The 18,569-nt window shown below is 72.3% G+C and carries 18 protein-coding genes; 3 read left to right on the forward strand and 15 right to left on the reverse strand.

What is annotated here, in order from left to right:
- The 14 genes from ACWEN6_RS14295 to pyrR form a co-directional block, all read right to left on the reverse strand.
- The coding region (locus ACWEN6_RS14295) for an S-adenosylmethionine synthetase N-terminal domain-containing protein (RefSeq protein WP_354836556.1) at positions 1-116 on the reverse strand (116 nt) is incomplete at its 3' end.
- 135 nt (positions 117-251) lie between these two features.
- Positions 252-620, reverse strand: a complete 369-nt coding sequence (locus ACWEN6_RS14300) for a hypothetical protein (RefSeq protein ID WP_354843190.1) — start codon at positions 618-620, stop codon at positions 252-254.
- Positions 621-762: 142 nt separating this feature from the next.
- A complete protein-coding gene (gene coaBC / locus ACWEN6_RS14305) occupies positions 763-1,983 on the reverse strand; it encodes a bifunctional phosphopantothenoylcysteine decarboxylase/phosphopantothenate--cysteine ligase CoaBC (protein ID WP_452570603.1) in 1,221 nt (406 codons plus the stop codon).
- Positions 1,984-2,035: 52 nt separating this feature from the next.
- On the reverse strand, positions 2,036-2,299 hold the full coding sequence (gene rpoZ / locus ACWEN6_RS14310; protein WP_189166350.1) for a DNA-directed RNA polymerase subunit omega: 264 nt from the start codon (positions 2,297-2,299) through the stop codon (positions 2,036-2,038).
- 109 nt (positions 2,300-2,408) lie between these two features.
- Positions 2,409-3,002: a guanylate kinase gene (gene gmk, locus ACWEN6_RS14315; protein WP_452570604.1), complete on the reverse strand. Its 594-nt coding sequence runs from the start codon at positions 3,000-3,002 to the stop codon at positions 2,409-2,411.
- A 121-nt stretch (positions 3,003-3,123) separates the two neighbouring features.
- Positions 3,124-3,447, reverse strand: a complete 324-nt coding sequence (gene mihF / locus ACWEN6_RS14320; RefSeq protein ID WP_114031276.1) for an integration host factor, actinobacterial type — start codon at positions 3,445-3,447, stop codon at positions 3,124-3,126.
- Between the two features lie 490 nt (positions 3,448-3,937).
- A complete protein-coding gene (gene pyrF / locus ACWEN6_RS14325) occupies positions 3,938-4,636 on the reverse strand; it encodes an orotidine-5'-phosphate decarboxylase (protein ID WP_354843198.1) in 699 nt (232 codons plus the stop codon).
- On the reverse strand, positions 4,633-5,607 hold the full coding sequence (locus ACWEN6_RS14330; RefSeq protein WP_354843201.1) for a dihydroorotate dehydrogenase: 975 nt from the start codon (positions 5,605-5,607) through the stop codon (positions 4,633-4,635). The genes pyrF and ACWEN6_RS14330 overlap by 4 nt, the downstream gene beginning before the upstream one ends.
- Entirely contained in the window at positions 5,597-6,493 is an 897-nt protein-coding gene (locus ACWEN6_RS14335; RefSeq protein ID WP_452570605.1) for a dihydroorotate dehydrogenase electron transfer subunit, read from the reverse strand. Before ACWEN6_RS14335 ends, ACWEN6_RS14330 begins: the two co-directional genes overlap by 11 nt.
- 13 nt (positions 6,494-6,506) lie before the next feature.
- Positions 6,507-9,767, reverse strand: coding sequence for a carbamoyl-phosphate synthase large subunit (carB, locus tag ACWEN6_RS14340; protein WP_452570794.1), 3,261 nt, complete (start codon positions 9,765-9,767; stop codon positions 6,507-6,509).
- A 22-nt stretch (positions 9,768-9,789) separates the two neighbouring features.
- Entirely contained in the window at positions 9,790-10,938 is a 1,149-nt protein-coding gene (gene carA / locus ACWEN6_RS14345; RefSeq protein ID WP_452570606.1) for a glutamine-hydrolyzing carbamoyl-phosphate synthase small subunit, read from the reverse strand.
- Positions 10,935-12,239, reverse strand: coding sequence for a dihydroorotase (locus tag ACWEN6_RS14350; RefSeq protein ID WP_452570607.1), 1,305 nt, complete (start codon positions 12,237-12,239; stop codon positions 10,935-10,937). Before ACWEN6_RS14350 ends, carA begins: the two co-directional genes overlap by 4 nt.
- Positions 12,236-13,168, reverse strand: a complete 933-nt coding sequence (locus ACWEN6_RS14355) for an aspartate carbamoyltransferase catalytic subunit (protein WP_354925107.1) — start codon at positions 13,166-13,168, stop codon at positions 12,236-12,238. The genes ACWEN6_RS14350 and ACWEN6_RS14355 overlap by 4 nt, the downstream gene beginning before the upstream one ends.
- Before the next feature lie 58 nt (positions 13,169-13,226).
- On the reverse strand, positions 13,227-13,847 hold the full coding sequence (gene pyrR / locus ACWEN6_RS14360) for a bifunctional pyr operon transcriptional regulator/uracil phosphoribosyltransferase PyrR (protein WP_354924967.1): 621 nt from the start codon (positions 13,845-13,847) through the stop codon (positions 13,227-13,229).
- Between the two features lie 475 nt (positions 13,848-14,322).
- Between pyrR and bldD the strand changes: the two genes are divergently transcribed.
- The 3 genes from bldD (at position 14,323) to ACWEN6_RS14375 (ending at position 16,921) form a co-directional block, all read left to right on the forward strand.
- Positions 14,323-14,817, forward strand: coding sequence for a transcriptional regulator BldD (bldD, locus tag ACWEN6_RS14365; protein ID WP_279783368.1), 495 nt, complete (start codon positions 14,323-14,325; stop codon positions 14,815-14,817).
- Between the two features lie 305 nt (positions 14,818-15,122).
- Positions 15,123-15,551, forward strand: a complete 429-nt coding sequence (locus ACWEN6_RS14370) for an RrF2 family transcriptional regulator (protein ID WP_354843216.1) — start codon at positions 15,123-15,125, stop codon at positions 15,549-15,551.
- Positions 15,552-15,631: 80 nt separating this feature from the next.
- A complete protein-coding gene (locus tag ACWEN6_RS14375; RefSeq protein ID WP_452570608.1) occupies positions 15,632-16,921 on the forward strand; it encodes a globin domain-containing protein in 1,290 nt (429 codons plus the stop codon).
- Position 16,922: 1 nt separating this feature from the next.
- On the opposite strand, the gene ACWEN6_RS14380 is transcribed toward ACWEN6_RS14375, so the two are convergent.
- Positions 16,923-18,392: an FAD-dependent monooxygenase gene (locus tag ACWEN6_RS14380; protein WP_452570609.1), complete on the reverse strand. Its 1,470-nt coding sequence runs from the start codon at positions 18,390-18,392 to the stop codon at positions 16,923-16,925.
- Between the last annotated feature and the right edge of the window lie 177 nt (positions 18,393-18,569).

Raw genomic sequence — 18,569 nt, forward strand, 5'->3', positions numbered from 1 at the left:
CGGCTCGTCGGATCGCCCTTGAGCATGGCGTCGAGGATGGCGTCGCTGATCTGGTCGGCGATCTTGTCCGGGTGACCCTCGGTGACCGACTCGGAAGTGAACAGGCGGCGGGACAACTCAGTGGCTCCTCATGCAGCGGCTGCTGACGTCGTTGGCTTGGGCGTGAGACGGCCGAAGCGCTCCGCCGAGTGTAGCCCTACCTGAAGCGGCGCCGCTCTGCCGTCCTGGCATGTGGGCGTGGCCGACGCCGTTCACAGGTCGGGCAGCGGATCCTTCGGGAGGTCTCCCGGGGAGAACGCCTCGGCGTCCGCCGCCGCGACGACCGCGACGTATTCATCGTCGACCTCGAAAACCGTACCACCCAACTCGATCGTGGGACCGGCAGCGAATCGCACGGGGCCGAGGCGCGTCTGGCGGGGGTAGGTCGCCCACACCGCGGCGGGCTCGTATCTGCTGAACACCTTGGTGGCCAGCACGGTGATCGAACGGCCGGTCACCACGACCATGTAGTTGGCCACGCCGCCCGAGCGCACCAAAGTGACGGGGAAGACATAGTGAATGTCCTCGCCCGGCGGCAGCAGAGCGCGACAGCGTCCCCTGATGGCGGCGGTCACCGGCATGTCAAGACCTCCCGGTCCGGCATCCATCTGGAGTATCCGCCGGGAATCGCCCGCCATCAAGCGCCTTCGTCCCGTTTTGCGGTCACGGTCAGAGATCTGTGGCTCCGAAGCGCCCGCATCGTCGCCCCGGCGCGGCCCGCGATCAGCTCAGGCGGGGGACGACCAGGTCCCAGACGACGTCCGCCAGGACCTCCTTGGGAGCGCGAGGCACCTCGACGGGCTCGCCATCGGCCACCAGGATGACCGCCGCGTTGTCGGGGGTGCCGAAGGCCAGCCCCTCCCCCACCTGGTTGACGACCAGCAGGTCGCAGCCCTTGCGGGCGAGCTTGGCGCGGCCGTTGGCCAGCACGTCGTCGGTCTCCGCGGCGAAGCCGGCGATCACCTCGGGAGCGGGCTCGCCGCCCTGTCCGCGCCGCTCGCACAGCTCGGCCAGGATGTCGGGGTTCTCGGTCAGCCGGATCGGCTCGGGCCCCGCGGAGGTCTTCTTGATCTTGGATCCGCTGCGCTCGGCGGGACGGAAGTCGGCCACGGCCGCCGCCATGACCACCGCGTCGGCGCGGGCGGCCGCCTCGAACACCGCCGCGCGCAGTTCCAGAGCGGACTCGACGCGCAGGACGGTGACCCCCGCCGGGTCGGGCAGGGCCACGTTCGCCGCGACCAGCGTCACCTCGGCCCCGCGCGCCACCGCCGTGCGGGCCAGGGCGTACCCCTGCAGGCCGGAGGAGCGGTTGCCGATGTAGCGGACCGGGTCGATGGCCTCGCGGGTGCCGCCGGCGGAGACCACCACGCGGCGGCCGGCGAGGTCGCGCTCACGCCCGGCCAGCACGAGCCGGCAGGCCTCGAAGATCTGCTCGGGGTCGGGAAGACGGCCGGGCCCGGTGTCGGCGCCGGTCAGCCGGCCCACCGCCGGCTGGATGACCAGCGAGCCGCGCTCACGCAGCGTCGCGACGTTGGCCCGGGTGGCGGGGTGCTCCCACATCTCGGTGTGCATGGCGGGGGCGAAGACCACCGGACATCGCGCGGTGAGCAGCGTGTTGGTGAGCAGGTCGCCGGCCAGGCCATGGGCCGCCCTGGCCAGGATGTCGGCGGTCGCCGGGGCGACCACCACCAGATCGGCGCCCTGGCCGATGCGGACGTGCGGCACCTCGTGGACCGACTCCCACACCTCGCTGGTGACGGGGTTGCCGGACAGGGCCGCCCATGTGGGCTCGCCGACGAAGCGCAGCGCGTCGCGCGTGGGGACGACCCGGACGTCGTGCCCCGACTCTGTGAACAGCCGCAGCAGCTCGCACGCCTTGTACGCGGCGATGCCCGCGCCGACGCCGAGAACGACTCTCGGCCTGGCGCGGTCGTGGCTGGCCATCGTGGTCTCCGGGGCGGAGTGCTGTCGGGCTCGGGGTCGCCTCGGGAAGGTCTCAGCCCTCGATGGGCTCGGAGCTCAGCAGCCCCTCGGAGATCTCGCGCAGCGCGATGGACAGCGGCTTCTCCTGGGCGTGGGTCTCCACCAGGGGGCCGACGTACTCCAGCAGGCCCTCGCCGAGCTGGGAGTAGTAGGCGTTGATCTGGCGCGCCCGCTTCGCGCCCATGATGACCAGGCTGTACTTGCTGTCGACGACCTCAAGCAGCTGGTCGATCGGCGGGTTGGTGATGCCTTCGGCAACCGGGGCAGTGCCTGCCACGTCGTCGGCCTCTCAGTCGAAATTGGACTCGTATTCGAGTCTGCGGTCTTGGCCTCGGAGGATACCAGGCGGGAACGGCGGGGCCGACTCGCTCAGGCCGGGCCGATCGTCACTTCAGCAAGGCTACCAGCCGGCCGCACACATCCTTGACCGCCGTGTTGACCAGCGACAGGTCGAACTCCTTCTCGGCGGCCAACTCGACCCGGCCCGCCGCCAGGCGTCGCTCGATGACGTCCTCGGGCTCGGTGCCGCGGCCGCGCAGGCGGCTCTCCAGCTCTTCCCAGCTCGGAGGGGCCAGGAAGACCAGCAACGCCTCCGGCATCGACTCGCGCACCTGCCGCGCGCCCTGGAGGTCGATCTCCAGCAGCGTCGGCACGCCCTCGGCGAGCTTGCGCTCGACGGGCGTGCGGGGCGTCCCGTACCGGTTGCCGGCGAACTCCGCCCATTCGAGCAGTTCGCCGCCGGCCACCATGCGGTCGAACTCGGCGCCGTCGACGAAGTAGTACTCGACGCCGTGGGTCTCACCGGGCCGGGGAGACCTGGTGGTCACCGAGACCGACAGCCACACCTCGGGGTGGGACCGCCGAAGCTCGGCGACGACCGTGGACTTGCCGACGCCCGACGGGCCGGACAGGACCGTGAGGCGCTTGCCCGTCGGTCCGGAGGAGACCATCGTCGCCTCCGGACTCCCGGATGGAGGCATGGAGTCACCGTCACGTGTCCCGTACCCCCCGAAAACGGGAGCCTTGTGGGCTCCGCCCTCTTCGGGCCAGGACGTACCGGTCACTACCACACCCCCGTAAATCATGTTCCGCGAACCGAGATCAGCTCTCGGCACCGCCGAACTCACGCTCCAGAGCGGCGCGCTGGTTGGCGCCGAGGCCCCGTACACGACGGGACTCGGCGATACCGAGCCGCTCCATGAGCTGCTTGGCGCGGACCTTGCCCACGCCGGGGAGCGACTCCAAAAGTGCCGACACCTTCATCTTGCCGATGACGTCGTCGGTCTGACCATCCTTCAGCACCTCAGCCAGAGAAACCGCGCCGTGCTTCAGCCGGTTCTTGACCTCGGCACGCTCCTTGCGGGCCTTGGCAGCCTTCTCCAGGGCTGCGGCGCGCTGCTCGGGGGTCAGGGGAGGAAGAGCCACGCCGGGTCACCTCGAATTTCTGTCGATGTACTCGGACGGGAGGGGAAACTAGCTGGTCTTGGGCTCGCAAGCAACGTCAAGGCCAGTTTCTGCCCACAAGAAATTCATTTCATCACCCAGCGTGTTCGCATCATTGCTGTGCGTCGACAAAACCGGCCTGTACTGGCCCCTCGCGGGCTAGTCCTCCCACGCGGCGGGAAACCCAGCGGGCTAGTCCATTCGGCACTACAAAGATCATCCTTTCCGCCACTCCCCGCACCCCTCCCCCGCGCCCCCGTACCCACCGAGCGACGCCGGCGGATCGGCCACAAGATCCCGCTCGGGGCGCGGCGGTGTCCTGAGGAGGAGAGAGCGAGTGCGAGGGACGAGCGCTCGTGAACGGCGACGAAGGACACCGCCTCAAGGGCGCCCCGAGCCGCCGAGCGGAGCGAGGCAAAGCACCACAGCCCGCCGCCGCAAAGGCGCCCCGAGCCCGCCGAGCGAGCACGACTCAACCCGAGAGGACGCGCCGGAGGGCCGCGGCGATGCCGGCGGCGGCGGCGCCGGGGTCGGGCGAGCCGGTGATGGGCCGTCCGATCACCAGAAGGTCGGCCCCGTCGGCGATGGCCTGCTCGGGGGTGGCTACCCTGGCCTGGTCCTGGGTGTCGGAACCGGCGGGCCGCACGCCCGGGGTGATGAGCGTGATGCCGGGCCCGACCTCCGCGCGGACGGCGGCCACCTCGCGCGGGGAGCACACGAGGGCCTGGGCGCCCGCTCCGACGGCCTCTACGGCCAGACGGCGCACGGCGTCGCTCGCCGGGCCCCTGACCCCCAGGCGCACCAGATCGGCCTCTGACAGCGATGTCAGGGCCGTCACGGCGGCGATGACGGTGTTGGGGAGGGCGTCGACGGCGGCGCGGATCATGGTGCCGCCTCCGGCCGCGTGGACGGTGAGGATGTGCGGCTTGAGGCGCGTGACGGCCTTGGCCGCTCCGGCGACGGTGTTCGGGATGTCGTGGAGCTTCAGGTCCAGGAAGATCTGGACGCCGGAGGCGCCGCGCACGGAGGCGATCACGTCGGGTCCGTAGCGCAGGTAGAGTTCGAGGCCGACCTTCACGGTGCTCACGTGCGGCGTCACCAGGGCCGCCCAGCGGGCCGCCGTCTCCAGATCAGGTGCGTCCAGGGCGACGGCGATGGGTGCGGACGTCAAAGTGAGCTCTCCTCCAGGTCGATACGGTGCCGGGGCCCTGCCCCGGGCGGTCGGTGCGCGAGGCCGACGGCGTCGGCGAGGCGCTCGAAGCCGCGCTCCTTGAGCAGGTCTTCCAGCTCCCGCAGAATCCGCAGGCAAGCGTAGGGGTCGTGGAACAGTGCGGTGCCCACCGAGACGACGCAGGCGCCGGCCAGGATGAGCTCCAGGGCGTCCCTGCCGGTCATGACGCCGCCCATGCCGACGATGGGCACGCCGGGCAGCGCGGCGTGCACCTGCCACAGGCAGCGCACGGCCAGCGGCCGGATGGCGGGCCCCGAGAGCCCTCCGGTGCCGGCGGCGAGCGAGGGGCGCATGGTGTCGACGTCGATGCTCATGCCGAGAGGGGTGTTGATCATGGCGAGGGCGTCGGCGCCGCCGTCCACGCAGGCGCGGGCGACGGCGACGATGTCGGCGACGTCCGGGGCGAGCTTGGCCACGACGGGGACGTCGTAGCGCATGGTGGCGCGCACCGAGGCGAGCACCTCGGCGGAGGCGGCGGGGTCGCGGGCGAAGACCCGGCCGAGGTCCTCGACGTTGGGGCACGACAGGTTGACCTCGACGGCGGCCACGCCGGGCGCGTCGGCGAGCCTGCGCGCGAGCGCGGTGTACTCGGCGATGCTGCCGCCGGCGATGGACACCACGGCCCTGGCCCCGCGCTCCACCAGCCGGGGAAGCTCGCGCTCGAGGAAGACCTCCACGCCTGGCCCCTGGAGCCCCACGGCGTTCAGCATGCCGGAGGGCGTCTCGGCCATGCGGGGGGTGGGCCGCCCGGCCCTGGGCGCCATGGTGATCGAGCGGGTGACCACCGCGCCGAGGCGGGCGAGGTCGAAGAACTGGGAGAGCTCGGCGCCGGAGGCGGCGCACCCGGCGGCCGTGGTGATCGGGTTGGCCAGTTCGACGTGCGCCAGGTACGTCCGCATGTCAACTGACATTTCGGGTGTGGGCACCTCCCTCCTGGGCTCGTCCCCCGGGGGCTCCGAGGGCGTCGAACGGGATCGTGCCGATGTCCTCGAACCGCACGCGCTCGCCGCGGAAGACCGGGCCCTCGACGCACGACCGCACCATGCGGGTCACCCCGTCCTCCCCGATGACCGGGATCACGCACGTCATGCAGACGCCGTACCCGCAGGCCATCGCCTCCTCCACGCTGACCTGCACGGGAATGTCGAACTCGACCGCGACGGCGGTCACCCCGCGCAGCATGGCCATCGGCCCGCTGGCGTACACCACGTCGGCCCGCGCGTCGGCGATCACCGAGGGCAGCGCGTCGGTGACCCTGCCGCGCAGCCCCAGAGAGCCGTCTTCGGTGGTGAGCGTCGTGGTCTCCCCCATGCGCCGGGCGCGCAGCGCGCCGAACACCCGGTCGGCCGAGGCGGCGCCGAGCACGAAGTCGACCCGGCAGCCGCGCTGCTGCAGGGTGTCGGCCAGCGCGAACAGCGACGCCGAGCCGTACTCTCCGCCGACCAGCACGCACGCGCACGGGTCGCGCGGCACGGGGAAGGGCCGGCCGAGCGGCCCGACCAGGTCCAGGGTGTCCCTGGCCTTGCGCTCGGCCAGCCACGCGGTGCCCCGCCCGCCCACGGCGAACACCAGCTCGACGGTGCCGCCGTAGTCGGGCTTGACGTCGTGCACGGAGAAGGCCCGGCGCGTCGGCATGGAGGTGTGCGGGCCGCCGACGGCCACGGAGACGAAGTGCCCGGGACGGAAGCGCTCGGCGATGCCCGGCGCGACGACGGTCAGGGCGTGGTAGGCGTCCACGCGGCGCGTCGTCAGCACCGTGCCGGTCACCTGCACCGGAGTAACGGCCGTCTCCTCCACCTCCCGCCGGGCGTCAGCCCCTCAGCCGCTGGGCGTGCTCCTGGAGCGACCGTACGCCCACCGACCCGGCGGCGATCGCCTGGATGCCCTGGACGGCCGCGCCGAGCCCCTGCACAGTGGTGACGCACGGGATGCCCCGCAGGACGGCCGCCGTGCGGATGTCGTAGCCGTCCAGGCGCGGCCCCGACTGCCCGGGGCTGCCGAAGGGGGTGTTCACGATGAGGTCCACCTCGCCGTCCAGGATGCGGGTCACGATGGTGGGCTCACCGTCGGTGCCGACGCCGTCGCTCTGCTTTCGCACGATCTTGGCATGGACGCCGTTGCGGCGCAGCACCTCGGCGGTGCCCTCTGTGGCCAGGATCTCGAACCCCAGGTCGGCCAGGGCCTTCACCGGGAAGATCATCGCCCGCTTGTCGCGGTTGGCGACCGAGACGAACGCCCGCCCCTTGGTCGGCAGCGACCCATAGGAGGCCGACTGCGACTTGGCGTAGGCGGTGCCGAACACCTCGTCGATGCCCATGACCTCGCCCGTGGAGCGCATCTCGGGCCCGAGGATGATGTCGACGCCGTGGAAGCGGTTGAAGGGCAGCACGGCCTCCTTGACCGCGATGGGGGCGTCCAGCGGGAGCGTCCCGCCGTCGCCCTCGGCGGGCAGCATGCCCTGGCCGCGCAGCGCGGCGATGGTCTCGCCCATCATCACCCGCGCGGCGGCCTTGGCCAGCGGCACGGCGGTCGCCTTGGACACGAACGGCACCGTGCGGCTCGCCCGCGGGTTGGCCTCGAGGACGTACAGGATGTTGGCCGACATGGCGTACTGGACGTTCAGCAGCCCGCGCACGCCCACGCCGCGCGCGATGGCCTCGGTGGCGGCGCGGATGCGCTTGATGTCGAACCCGCCAAGGGTGATCGGCGGCAGCGCGCACGCCGAGTCGCCGGAGTGGATGCCGGCCTCCTCGATGTGCTCCATGACGCCGCCCAGGTAGAGCTCCTCGCCGTCGAACAGGGCGTCCACGTCGATCTCGATGGCCTCGTCGAGGAACTTGTCGACCAGCACCGGGTGGTCGCTGGCGGCGCCGGCCCGCTCCATGTACGCGCTCAGGGTGGCCTCGTCGTAGACGATGGCCATGCCCGCGCCGCCCAGGACGTAGGACGGGCGCACCAGGACGGGGTAGCCGATCTCGCCGGCGATGGCCCGCGCCTCCTCGACGGTGACCGCGGTGCCGTGCTTGGGCGCGGGCAGGCCCGCCTCGGCCAGCACCCGCCCGAACGCTCCGCGCTCCTCGGCCAGGTGGATGGACTCGGGGCTGGTGCCGACGACCGGCACCCCGGCGTCCTTGAGCGCCTGCGCCAGCCCGAGCGGGGTCTGCCCGCCGAGCTGGACGATCACCCCGGCGACCGGGCCGGCCTGCTGCTCGGCGTGCACGACCTCAAGGACGTCCTCCAGCGTGAGCGGCTCGAAGTACAGCCGGTCGGAGGTGTCGTAGTCGGTCGAGACGGTCTCGGGGTTGCAGTTGACCATCACGGTCTCGTACCCCGCCTTCGACAGCTCGAACGAGGCGTGGACGCAGGCGTAGTCGAACTCGATGCCCTGGCCGATGCGGTTCGGGCCGCTGCCCAGGATGATGACCTTGGGCCGGTCGCCGCCGGGGACCTCGGTCTCCTCGTCGTAGGTCGAGTAGAGGTAGGGGGTCTTGGCGGCGAACTCGGCGGCGCAGGTGTCGACGGTGTTGTACACCGGCCGCACGCCGAGGCCGTGGCGCAGCGCGCGCACCTCGGGCTCGGCCATGCCGCGGATCTCGGCGATCTGCGCGTCGCTGAAGCCGTGCCGCTTGGCGCGGGTGAGGGCGGCGGCGGTCGGCTCGCCGCGGCCGAGCTCGCGGGCCTCCTCGTCGATGAGAAAGAGCTGGTCCAGGAACCACGGGTCGACACTGGTGGCCTCGTACAGCTCCTCCAGGGTCGCCCCGGCCCTGATCGCCTGCTGCATGGTGCGCAGCCGCCCGTCGTGCGGCTTGCGGCAGGCGGCGAGCAGTTCGTCCTTGTCTCCGGGGTCGCCCGTCCAGGAGAAGGACGAGCCCTTCTTCTCCAGCGACCTGAGGGCCTTCTGGAGCGCCTCGGGGAAGGACCGGCCGATGGCCATGGCCTCGCCGACCGACTTCATGTGGGTGGTGAGGGTCTGGTCGGCCCCGGCGAACTTCTCGAAGGCGAAGCGCGGCACCTTGACCACGACGTAGTCCAGGGAGGGCTCGAAGGAGGCCGGCGTCTCGCGGGTGATGTCGTTCGGAATCTGGTCCAGGGTGTAGCCGACGGCGAGCTTGGCGGCGATCTTGGCGATCGGGAAGCCGGTCGCCTTGGAGGCCAGGGCGCTGGACCGCGACACGCGCGGGTTCATCTCGATGACGATCATGCGCCCGGTGCGCGGGTCCACGGCGAACTGGATGTTGCAGCCGCCGGTGTCGACGCCGACCTCGCGGATCACCGCGATGGCGACGTCGCGCATGTTCTGGTACTCGCGGTCGGTGAGGGTCATGGCCGGGGCCACCGTGACGCTGTCGCCGGTGTGCACGCCCATCGGGTCGATGTTCTCGATGGAGCACACGATGACGACGTTGTCGGCCCGGTCGCGCATGACCTCCAGCTCGTACTCCTTCCAGCCGAGGATGGACTCCTCGAGGAGCACCTCGGTGGTCGGCGAGGCGTCCAGGCCGGCGCCGGCGATGCGGCGAAGGTCGGACTCGTCGTAGGCGAACCCCGAGCCGGCGCCGCCCATGGTGAAGCTGGGCCGCACCACGACGGGGTAGCCGAGCCCGGCCGCGGCGTCCAGGCACTCCTGCAGGGTGTGGCAGATCGCCGAGCGCGCCGACTCGGCGTTCAGGCCGTGCTCGGCGGCGACCCTGGCGACGATCTGCTTGAACAGCTCGCGGTTCTCCCCGGCCTGGATGGCGTCGATGTCGGCGCCGATGAGCTCGACGTCGTAGCGCTCGAGCACCCCGGCCTCGTGCAGCGCGACGGCCGTGTTGAGCGCGGTCTGCCCGCCCAGGGTGGGCAGCAGCGCGTCGGGGCGCTCCTTGGCGATGATCTGCTCGACGATCTCAGGGGTGATCGGCTCGACGTAGGTGGCGTCGGCGAACTCGGGATCGGTCATGATCGTCGCGGGGTTGCTGTTGACGAGGATCACCCGGTAGCCCTCGGCCCGCAGCACCCGGCACGCCTGGGTGCCCGAGTAGTCGAACTCGCAGGCCTGCCCGATCACGATGGGGCCGGAGCCGATCACCATGATCGACGAGATGTCGGTGCGCTTAGACACGCGTGCCACCCTCCTTGGTGCCCGGGCGCGCCATCAGGGCGCAGAACTCGTCGAACAGGCCGGCGGCGTCGTGCGGGCCCGCCGCGGCCTCGGGGTGGTACTGGACGCTGAAGGCCGGGTAGTCGAGCAGGCGCAGCCCTTCCACGCAGCCGTCGTTGAGGTTCACGTGGCTGACCTCGGCGCGGCCGTAGGGGGTCTCGAACGGCCCGTCGAGGGGCGCCTGCACGGCGAAGCCATGGTTGTGCGCCGAGATGTCCACCTTGCCGGTGCGGCGGTCCTGGACGGGCTGGTTGACGCCTCGATGCCCGTACCGCAGCTTGTAGGTGCCAAGGCCCAGGGCGCGGCCGAGGATCTGGTTTCCGAAGCAGATGCCGAACACCGGCCGGCCGGCCTCCATGACGCCGGTGAGCGCCTCGACGGCGTAGCCGGCCGTCTCGGGGTCGCCCGGCCCGTTGGACAGGAAGACGCCGTCGGGGTCCAGGGAAAGGATGTCGGCGGCCGTGGCGCTCGCCGGGAGCACGTGGACCTCGCACCCGCGCTCGGCCATGCGGTGGGGGGTCATCGCCTTGATGCCGAGGTCGACCGCGGCCACCGTGAACCGCTTGGCGCCGTGGGCGGGCACGACGTACGGCTCGGCGGTGGAGACCTCCTTGGCCAGGTCGGCGCCCACCATCGAGGGGCTGCCCTTGACCCGCTCGACCAGCTCCTCCACGGGCGCCGACGGCGCGGTGAACACCCCGGCGCGCATGGCGCCGCGCTCGCGCAGGTGGCGGGTGAGCGCGCGCGTGCCCGGCATGGCGATGCCGACGACGCCCTGCCGGCGCAGCTCTTCGTCCAGCGAGCGCTTGGAGCGCCAGTTGGAGGCGACGCGCGCCGGCTCGCGCACGACGTACCCGGCGACCCAGACGCGGGAGGACTCCGGGTCCTCGTCGTTGACGCCGGTGTTGCCGATGTGCGGGGCGGTCATCGCCACGATCTGCCGGTGGTAGGAGGGGTCGGTGAGGGTCTCCTGGTAGCCGGTCATGCCGGTGGAGAACACCATCTCGCCGAATGTCTCCCCCTCGGCGCCGTACGGCGTGCCGTGGAAGACCCGGCCGTCCTCCAGCACGAGGACGGCCGTGCCGGTGGTCGCGAGCGTCACGTGAGCTTCCCTTCGAGAACGGTGGGGCGGCCGCGCAGGAACGTGGCGACCACCCGCCCCGGCAGGGTCATGCCCTGGTAGGGGGTGTTGCGGCTCTTGGAGGCGAACCCGCCCGGGTCCACGGCCCAGCGGACCGACGGGTCGAACAGGGTGAGGTTGGCGGGCGTGCCGGGCCTCAGCGGGCCGCCCTGGCCGTCCAGCCGGCCGATGCGGGCGGGCCGCGCGGACATGCGGTCGGCGACGCCCGCCCAGTCGAGCAGGCCGGTCTCGACCATGGCCTCCTGGACCACCGACAGGGCGGTCTCCAGGCCGATCATGCCCATGGCCGCGGCCGGCCACTCGGTCTCCTTGTCCTCGACCGGGTGGGGGGCGTGGTCGGTGGCCACGCAGTCGATGGTGCCGTCGGCGAGCGCCTCGCGCAGCGCCTCCACGTCGGCCCTGGTGCGCAGCGGCGGGTTGACCTTGTAGATCGGGTTGTAGGCGCCGTTGGGCGAGTCCTCGGCGCAGGCGTCGGTGAGCAGCAGGTGGTGCGGGGTGACCTCGGCGGTGACGTCCCAGCCCTTGGACTTCGCCCAGCGGATGATCTCCACAGAGCCGGCCGTCGAGACGTGGCAGATGTGCAGCCGGGAGCCGACGTGCGCGGCCAGCAGGCAGTCGCGGGCGATGATGGCCTCCTCGGCGACCGCCGGCCATCCGGTCAGGCCGAGGCGCCCCGAGATCGCGCCCTCGTTCATCTGCGCGCCCTCGGTGAGGCGCGGCTCCTGGGCGTGCTGGGCCACCACCCCGTCGAACGCCTTGACGTACTCAAGGGCCCGGCGCATCAGGACGGCGTCGGAGACGCACACCCCGTCGTCGGAGAAGACCCGCACCCGGGCCGCGCTATCGGCCATCGCGCCGAGCTCGGCGAGCTGCTTGCCGGCCAGGCCCGAGGTGACCGCGCCGACCGGCTGGACGTCGCAGTGCCCGGCCTCCTGGCCGAGCCGGTAGACCTGCTCGACCACGCCGGCGGTGTCGGCGACCGGGGAGGTGTTGGCCATCGCGTGGACCGCGGTGTACCCGCCGAGCGCCGCGGCGGCGGTGCCGGACTCGACGGTCTCGGCGTCCTCGCGGCCCGGCTCGCGAAGGTGGGTGTGCAGGTCTACCAGGCCGGGCAGCGCGATCAGCCCGCCCGCGTCGAGATGCCCCGCGCCGGGGGCGTCCACCTCGCCGGGACCGCCGACGGCGGCGATATAGCCGTCTTTGAGCAGGATGTCCTTCGGCTCGCCTCCGAGGACGCGGGCCCCCTTGAGAAGGTAGGTCACTGGTTTCCCCCGATCGCGGGCTCCGAGCCGGACAGAAGCAGGTACAGAACGGCCATGCGCACGGTCACGCCGTTGGTGACCTGCTCGACGATGGTGGAGCGCGCGGAGTCGGCGACCTCGGCGGCGATCTCCATGCCGCGGTTCATCGGCCCGGGGTGCATGACGATCGCGCCGTCGGGCATGCGGCCGAGGCGCTCGGGGTCGAGGCCGTAACGGCGGCTGTACTCGCGGGCCGAGGGGAAGTAGGAGGCGTTCATCCGCTCGTGCTGGACGCGCAGCATCATGACCGCGTCGGACTTGGGCAGCACCGCGTCGAAGTCGTAGGAGACCTCGCACGGCCACTCGCCCATCGCCACCGGCAGCAGCGTCGGCGGCGCGACCAGCGTCACCTCGGCGCCCAGGGTGTGCAGCAGGTGGACGTTGGATCGGGCGACCCGGCTGTGCAGCACGTCGCCGACGATGGTGACCCGGCGCCCGACCAGGTCGCCGAGGCGCCTGCGCATCGTGAAGGCGTCCAGCAGGGCCTGCGTCGGGTGCTCGTGGGTGCCGTCGCCGGCGTTGACCACGCTGCCGTCGACCCAGTTGGCCAGGCGGTGCGGGGCGCCCGAGGCGCCGTGGCGCACGACCACGGCGTCGGCGCCCATCGCCTGCAGGGTGAGCGCGGTGTCCTTCAGGCTCTCGCCCTTGGACACGCTGGACCCCTTCGCCGAGAAGTTGATCACGTCGGCGGACAGGCGCTTGGCGGCGGCCTCGAAGGAGATGCGGGTGCGGGTGGAGTCCTCGAAGAAGAGGTTCACCACCGTGCGGCCGCGCAGGGTCGGCAGCTTCTTGATCGAGCGGCCGGACACCTGCGCGAGCTGCTCGGCGGTGTCGAGGATCAGCAGGGCGTCGTCGCGCGACAGGTCGGCGGTGGACAGCAGGTGGCGCATCATCGCCGGCCTCCTCTCGGGCAAGGGCGCGAGACGGGGACAGGGGTGGGGCGGCGCCTCATCGCTGGCCCCCTCTCAGCAGGACCGCGTCGCGCTGGTCGATCTCGGCCAGGCACACCCGGACGGTCTCGGCGCGGGAGGTGGGGAGGTTCTTGCCGACGTGGTCGGCGCGGATGGGCAGCTCGCGGTGGCCGCGGTCGACCAGCACCGCGAGGCGGACGGCCGTCGGGCGGCCGAGGTCGTTGAGCGCGTCCAGCGCGGCCCGCACGGTGCGGCCGGAGAACAGCACGTCGTCGACCAGGACCACGATGCGGCCGTCGACGCCCTCCTTGGGCAGATCGGTGCGGCCGAGGGCGCGCGCGGGACGCAGGCGCAGGTCGTCGCGGTACATGGTCACGTCGAGCGAGCCCGCCGCGACCGGGCGTCCCTCGACCTGCTCGATGCGGTCGGCGAGCCGGCGCGCCAGGAGGGTGCCCCTGGTCGGGATGCCGAGCAGCAAAAGATCGTCGGGGCCCTTGGCGCGCTCGAGGATCTCATGGGCGATGCGGGTGAGGGCCCGGTTGATGTCGGGGGCCTCCAGGACGGCGCGCTCGCCGTCGACCGGACGGCCACCGCCGGGCGCCGGATCCCCGTCGACGCGGGGATCGTCGTCGCGCGCCTGATTTCGGGCGGCGTTCATGAGGGTCACCACCTTTCCCGCCTCACAGGACGGGTCTTAAAGGACTTGGCGTGCCCCACGTTAGCAGCCCCCCGCCGGACGCTCGGAACGGGTGGCCACCTTCACAAGCTGGGCGGATACCCTCGAGGCCGGACGGCTCGGCCTTCCCGCCGCCCGGCCGGCCGGGCCGGCGATCCCTGCCTCCGGCCGGCCGAAGGCATGCCCCGGGCGGGCGGATGCGGCGGGGGTGGCGCTTGGGACCGAGCGGAGGAGGGCCGAACCGGACAGGATTCGGCATCTTTTTTCCAATCAGCTTGACCAATCACGTCCACACCTTTACCGTCACTGTGCGTAACCACACCTCGCGACGTTCTCGGGTAAACCACGACGTGTCGGTCACCGATGGTGCCTCCCCGGGTGCCACCCGATCGCCGTTGCATTCGTCGCAAGGCGCACAATAAGTGAGAACGTTCATAGAAAGCCGGGGGGCCAAACGATGCCGTCTGACTACGCCAAGTCGCTGGGCGCGAGGCTGCGCGCCATCCGCACCCAGCAGGGGCTATCACTGCATGGAGTCGAAGAGAAGTCTCGAGGCAGGTGGAAGGCCGTCGTCGTGGGCTCCTACGAGCGGGGTGACCGCGCCGTGACGGTGCAGAAGCTCGCCGAATTGGCCGACTTCTACGGCGTCCCGGTCTCCGAGTTGCTCCCGGGCGGTTCCGCGCCGAGCCCGCTCGGCCCCACGCCGAAGCTTGTGATCGATCTTGAGCGGCTGGCGCAGTTGCCCAAGGAGAAGGCCGGGGCGCTCGCCCGCTACGCGGCCACCATCCAGAGCCAGCGCGGCGACTACAACGGCAAGGTGCTGTCCATCCGCCAGGAGGACCTGCGCTCCCTCGCGGTCATCTACGACAAGTCCCCCACCGAGCTCACCGAGGAGCTCATCACGTGGGGCGTGCTGGACGCCGAGGCACGCCGCGCGGTCGAGTCCTTCTGACCCCGCGGCCGAGGCCGCCATACGGCGGCGCCCCACGGCCGCCGTGCGCCGAAGAGCCCGCGAGAGCATTCCGCTCCTCGCGGGCTCTTCGCGTCTCCACGGACCCTTCGCCCTGCACGGGTCCTTCACTCGGCACGGGCCCTTCACTCGGCACGGGCTCTCCGCCCTGCACGGGCTTACGCCTGGAGGCCTCTTCGCGCCGGCGGGCCGTCGGGGACGCCGTCCTGACGGGGCGGGATGTGGGGTCTCCCACATTCGCCGCCGTTTAATTGTCATCGCGCATGCCAAATTGTTAGCGTCGTGGCGTGCGACTGACGAAGTTCACCGATCTCGCCCTGCGGGTCACCATGCGCCTGGCGGTCGTGGAGCCGGGGGCCACCCTCACCACCGCGCAGGTGGCCGAGGCGATGTCGATCCCTTACACCCACACCGCCAAGGCCATCTCGCGCCTGCGGCATCTCGGGGTCGTGGACGCGCGGCGGGGTCGCGGCGGCGGCCTGGAACTGACCGCGTTCGGGCGGTCGGCGTCGCTGGGATGGCTGGTCCGCGAGCTGGAGGGCGAAGAGGAGGTCGTGGCGTGCGAGGGTGACTTCCCTTGCCCGCTACGGGCCGCCTGCCGGTTGCGCGGCGCCCTCCGCGACGCGCAGCGCGCGTTCTACGCCTCTCTCGACGCGCTGACCATAGGCGACCTGGTGACCTCGCCGACCGGGCCGGTCCTGCTGTCGCTCACCTGAAGCCGGCCGCCCGCACGGCGGCGGTCACCGCCGCATGTAAATATGAAGATCACATACCAATTAATTGCTCAGGAGGACTCGTGCTCTCCCTTGAATCGGCCGCGCACGTCCGTGCCACGCTGCCCGCGATCGGCGCCGCCATCGACGACATCGCGGCGCGCTTCTACGACACGATGTTCGCCGACAACCCCGAGCTGCTGCGCGACCTGTTCAACCGGGGCAACCAGGCGAACGGCGAGCAGCGCGCCGCCCTGGCCGGGGCGCTGGCCGGCTACGCCGCCTCGCTGATCGGCTCCGGCGCCGCCCCGGACGCCATGCTCGCCCGCATCGCCAACAAGCACGCGTCACTGGGCGTCACCGCAGACCAGTACGTCCTGGTGCACAAGTACCTCTTCGCCGCCATCGGCGACATCCTCGGCAAGGCGATCACGCCCGAGGTCGCGGCGGCCTGGGACGAGGTGTACTGGCTCATGGCCGGCACGCTCATCGCCTCGGAGGCGGTCCTCTACCGCGAGTCGGGCGAGGGGTGGCTGAAGGCGACGGTGATCGACCGGCGCCGCGAGACCCCGGAGGTCGTGTCCTTCACGCTGCGGCCGAAGGTCGCCAGGTCGTTCCGGCCGGGACAGTACATCAGCGTCGCCGTCCCCCTTCCCGACGGGGCCCGGCAGATCCGGCAGTACAGCCTCTCGCGCGCGCCGGAGCGGGGCGACTGGCGCATCACCGTCAAGCGGGCGCGCGGCGACGGCGCCCCGGACGGCGAGGTCTCCGCCCTGCTCCACTCCGGCGTGCGCGCCGGAGACGTCCTGTCGGTCTCGGCGCCGTTCGGCGACCTCACCCTGCCGCACGGCGACGGCCCGCTGCTGCTGGCCTCGGCCGGGATCGGGATCACGCCCATGCTGTCCATGCTCGACCATCTCGCGGCCACCGGGTCGCGCCGCCGGGTCCTCGTGGCGCACGCCGACCGCACCCCGGCCCACCACGCCCACCGCGCGGAGCTGCTGGACCTGGTCGCCGCCCTGCCCGGCGCCACTCTGCACCGCTGGTACGAGCAGGAGTGCGGCCGTGCCCGGGACGACCGCACCGGTCATGCCGGTCATGCCGACCAGCCGGCCGCCGCCCCCACAGGACGCACGACCGCCCAGGGCACCGCCGCGCGTGCGGGAGGCGCCGCCGGGTCCGCGGCGGCGCCGGCGGCGATCGGCCGGGTGGATCTCACCGGCGTCGACCTGCCGGAGGGCGTGGTCGCCTGCCTGTGCGGGCCGATGCCGTTCATGCGGGAAGCGCGCTCGCAGTTGCTCGCGCGTGGAGTGCCGGCCTCCGACATCCACTACGAGGTCTTCGGGCCCGATCTGTGGCTGCCGCGCCCCTGAGTCAGGCGCGCAACGAGCGGCGCACGGACGCCGGGGACGACTCCCCGCACCACGCGGCCAGGGCGGCGCGCAGCCCCACCGCCCGGGCGCCGGGGTGCACCTTGTCGGCGGCCCACGCGATGTACCCGTCCGGCCGCACCAGCATCGCCGGACGCCTCCGCTCCTCAGGGGCGACGCGGTCCACCCGCCCGCCGGGCCGGACGGCCACGGACGCCGGGTCGTCCGGCGAGACGGCCAGGACGAACCGGCCTCCCCGCAACGCCTCGTACAGCCGCCCGGGCTCACCGGCCAGCGGGATGTCCGGCGCCCGCCGCCCGGCCGGCCGCGGGACGCCCTCCGGGGGCGGGTAGGCGACGGCCAGGCCGGAGATGGCCATCGCCAGCCGGTCGTTGACCGGCCGCACGCCGCGAAGGACGGACGGCAGGACCGCTCGGATCGCCCGGGTACGGCGGCTGGAGCCCAAGGCCAGGCTCAGCAGGGTGCCGCTGAACCGCAGGACCGCCCGCCCGACCGGGCGGCGCTCGGCGTCATAGCCGTCGAGCAGCGTGGGCGAGGCCCACCCCTGCACCTCGGCCGCGAGCCGCCACGCCAGGTTCACCGCGTCCTGAAGGCCGGTGTTCATGCCCTGCCCGCCCGCCGGGGAGTGCACGTGCGCGGCGTCGCCCGCCAGCAGCACCCGGCCCACGCGGTAGCTGGGCACCTGCCGCTCGTCGCTGTGGAAGCGCGACAGCCAGCGCGCGTCGCCCATGCCGAAATCGCGGCCCGTGGCGCGGCGGACGACGTCCGCCACCTCCGCGAGCGTCACCGGCGCGTCACCCGGAGGTTGCCGCCGATCCCAGGCGATGACCCGGTACCACCCGTCCCCGTAGGAGGCGATGAAGGAGAAGCCCTCCTCGGTGGCGTGCAGCGCCAGCGGCCACGGCGGCGGCTCGGCCAGGCGGACGTCCGCCAGCATCACCGACCGGACGGCCGACCGTCCAGGGAAGGGCAGGCCGACCGCCTGCCGGACCGTGCTGCGCACACCGTCGGCGCCGACGGCGAAGCGCGCCCGCCACGTGCGCGCGGCGCCGTCGGCGCGCGTGTCGACCAGCACGCCCTGATCGTCCTGGCGCACCCCCACGACCTCGGCCCCCCGTACTATCTCGGCGCCGAGGCCGACCGCGCGGTCCTCCAGCACGTTCTCGGTGTTGTACTGCGGGGTGGACACCGCGAACGGGAACCGCGAGGGCAGGCGGGACAGATCGAGACCCGGATCGTCGAACAGCCGCATTCTGCGGATCACCACGCCGCCGGCGATGAGCTCGTCGGCGACGCCGCGGACGTCGAGCTGTTCGAGGGAGCGGGCGTGCAGGACGAACGCCCGGGACAGGTTCGAGCCGTGGGCCCCGCGTTCGAGGACCGTGCAGCCGACGCCTCTCGCGCACAGGTCACCGGCCAGCAGCAGCCCGGTCGGACCCGCGCCCACGACCACGACATCAGTGTCGAAAGGGCACCATCAGCGCCTCCAGGCGAATGCATGGGGGGCGTTCGTGGCTCACCGCCCGCCCGGACGGCCACACGGGCGGCCACTTTCGACTGTACCCACCCCGCCCGGACCGACGCACAGGCGCCCACCAGCGCCCGTACCCGCCAGGAGCAGTAACCTCAG

It is taken from the genome of Sphaerisporangium sp. NPDC004334, assembly GCF_053602655.1.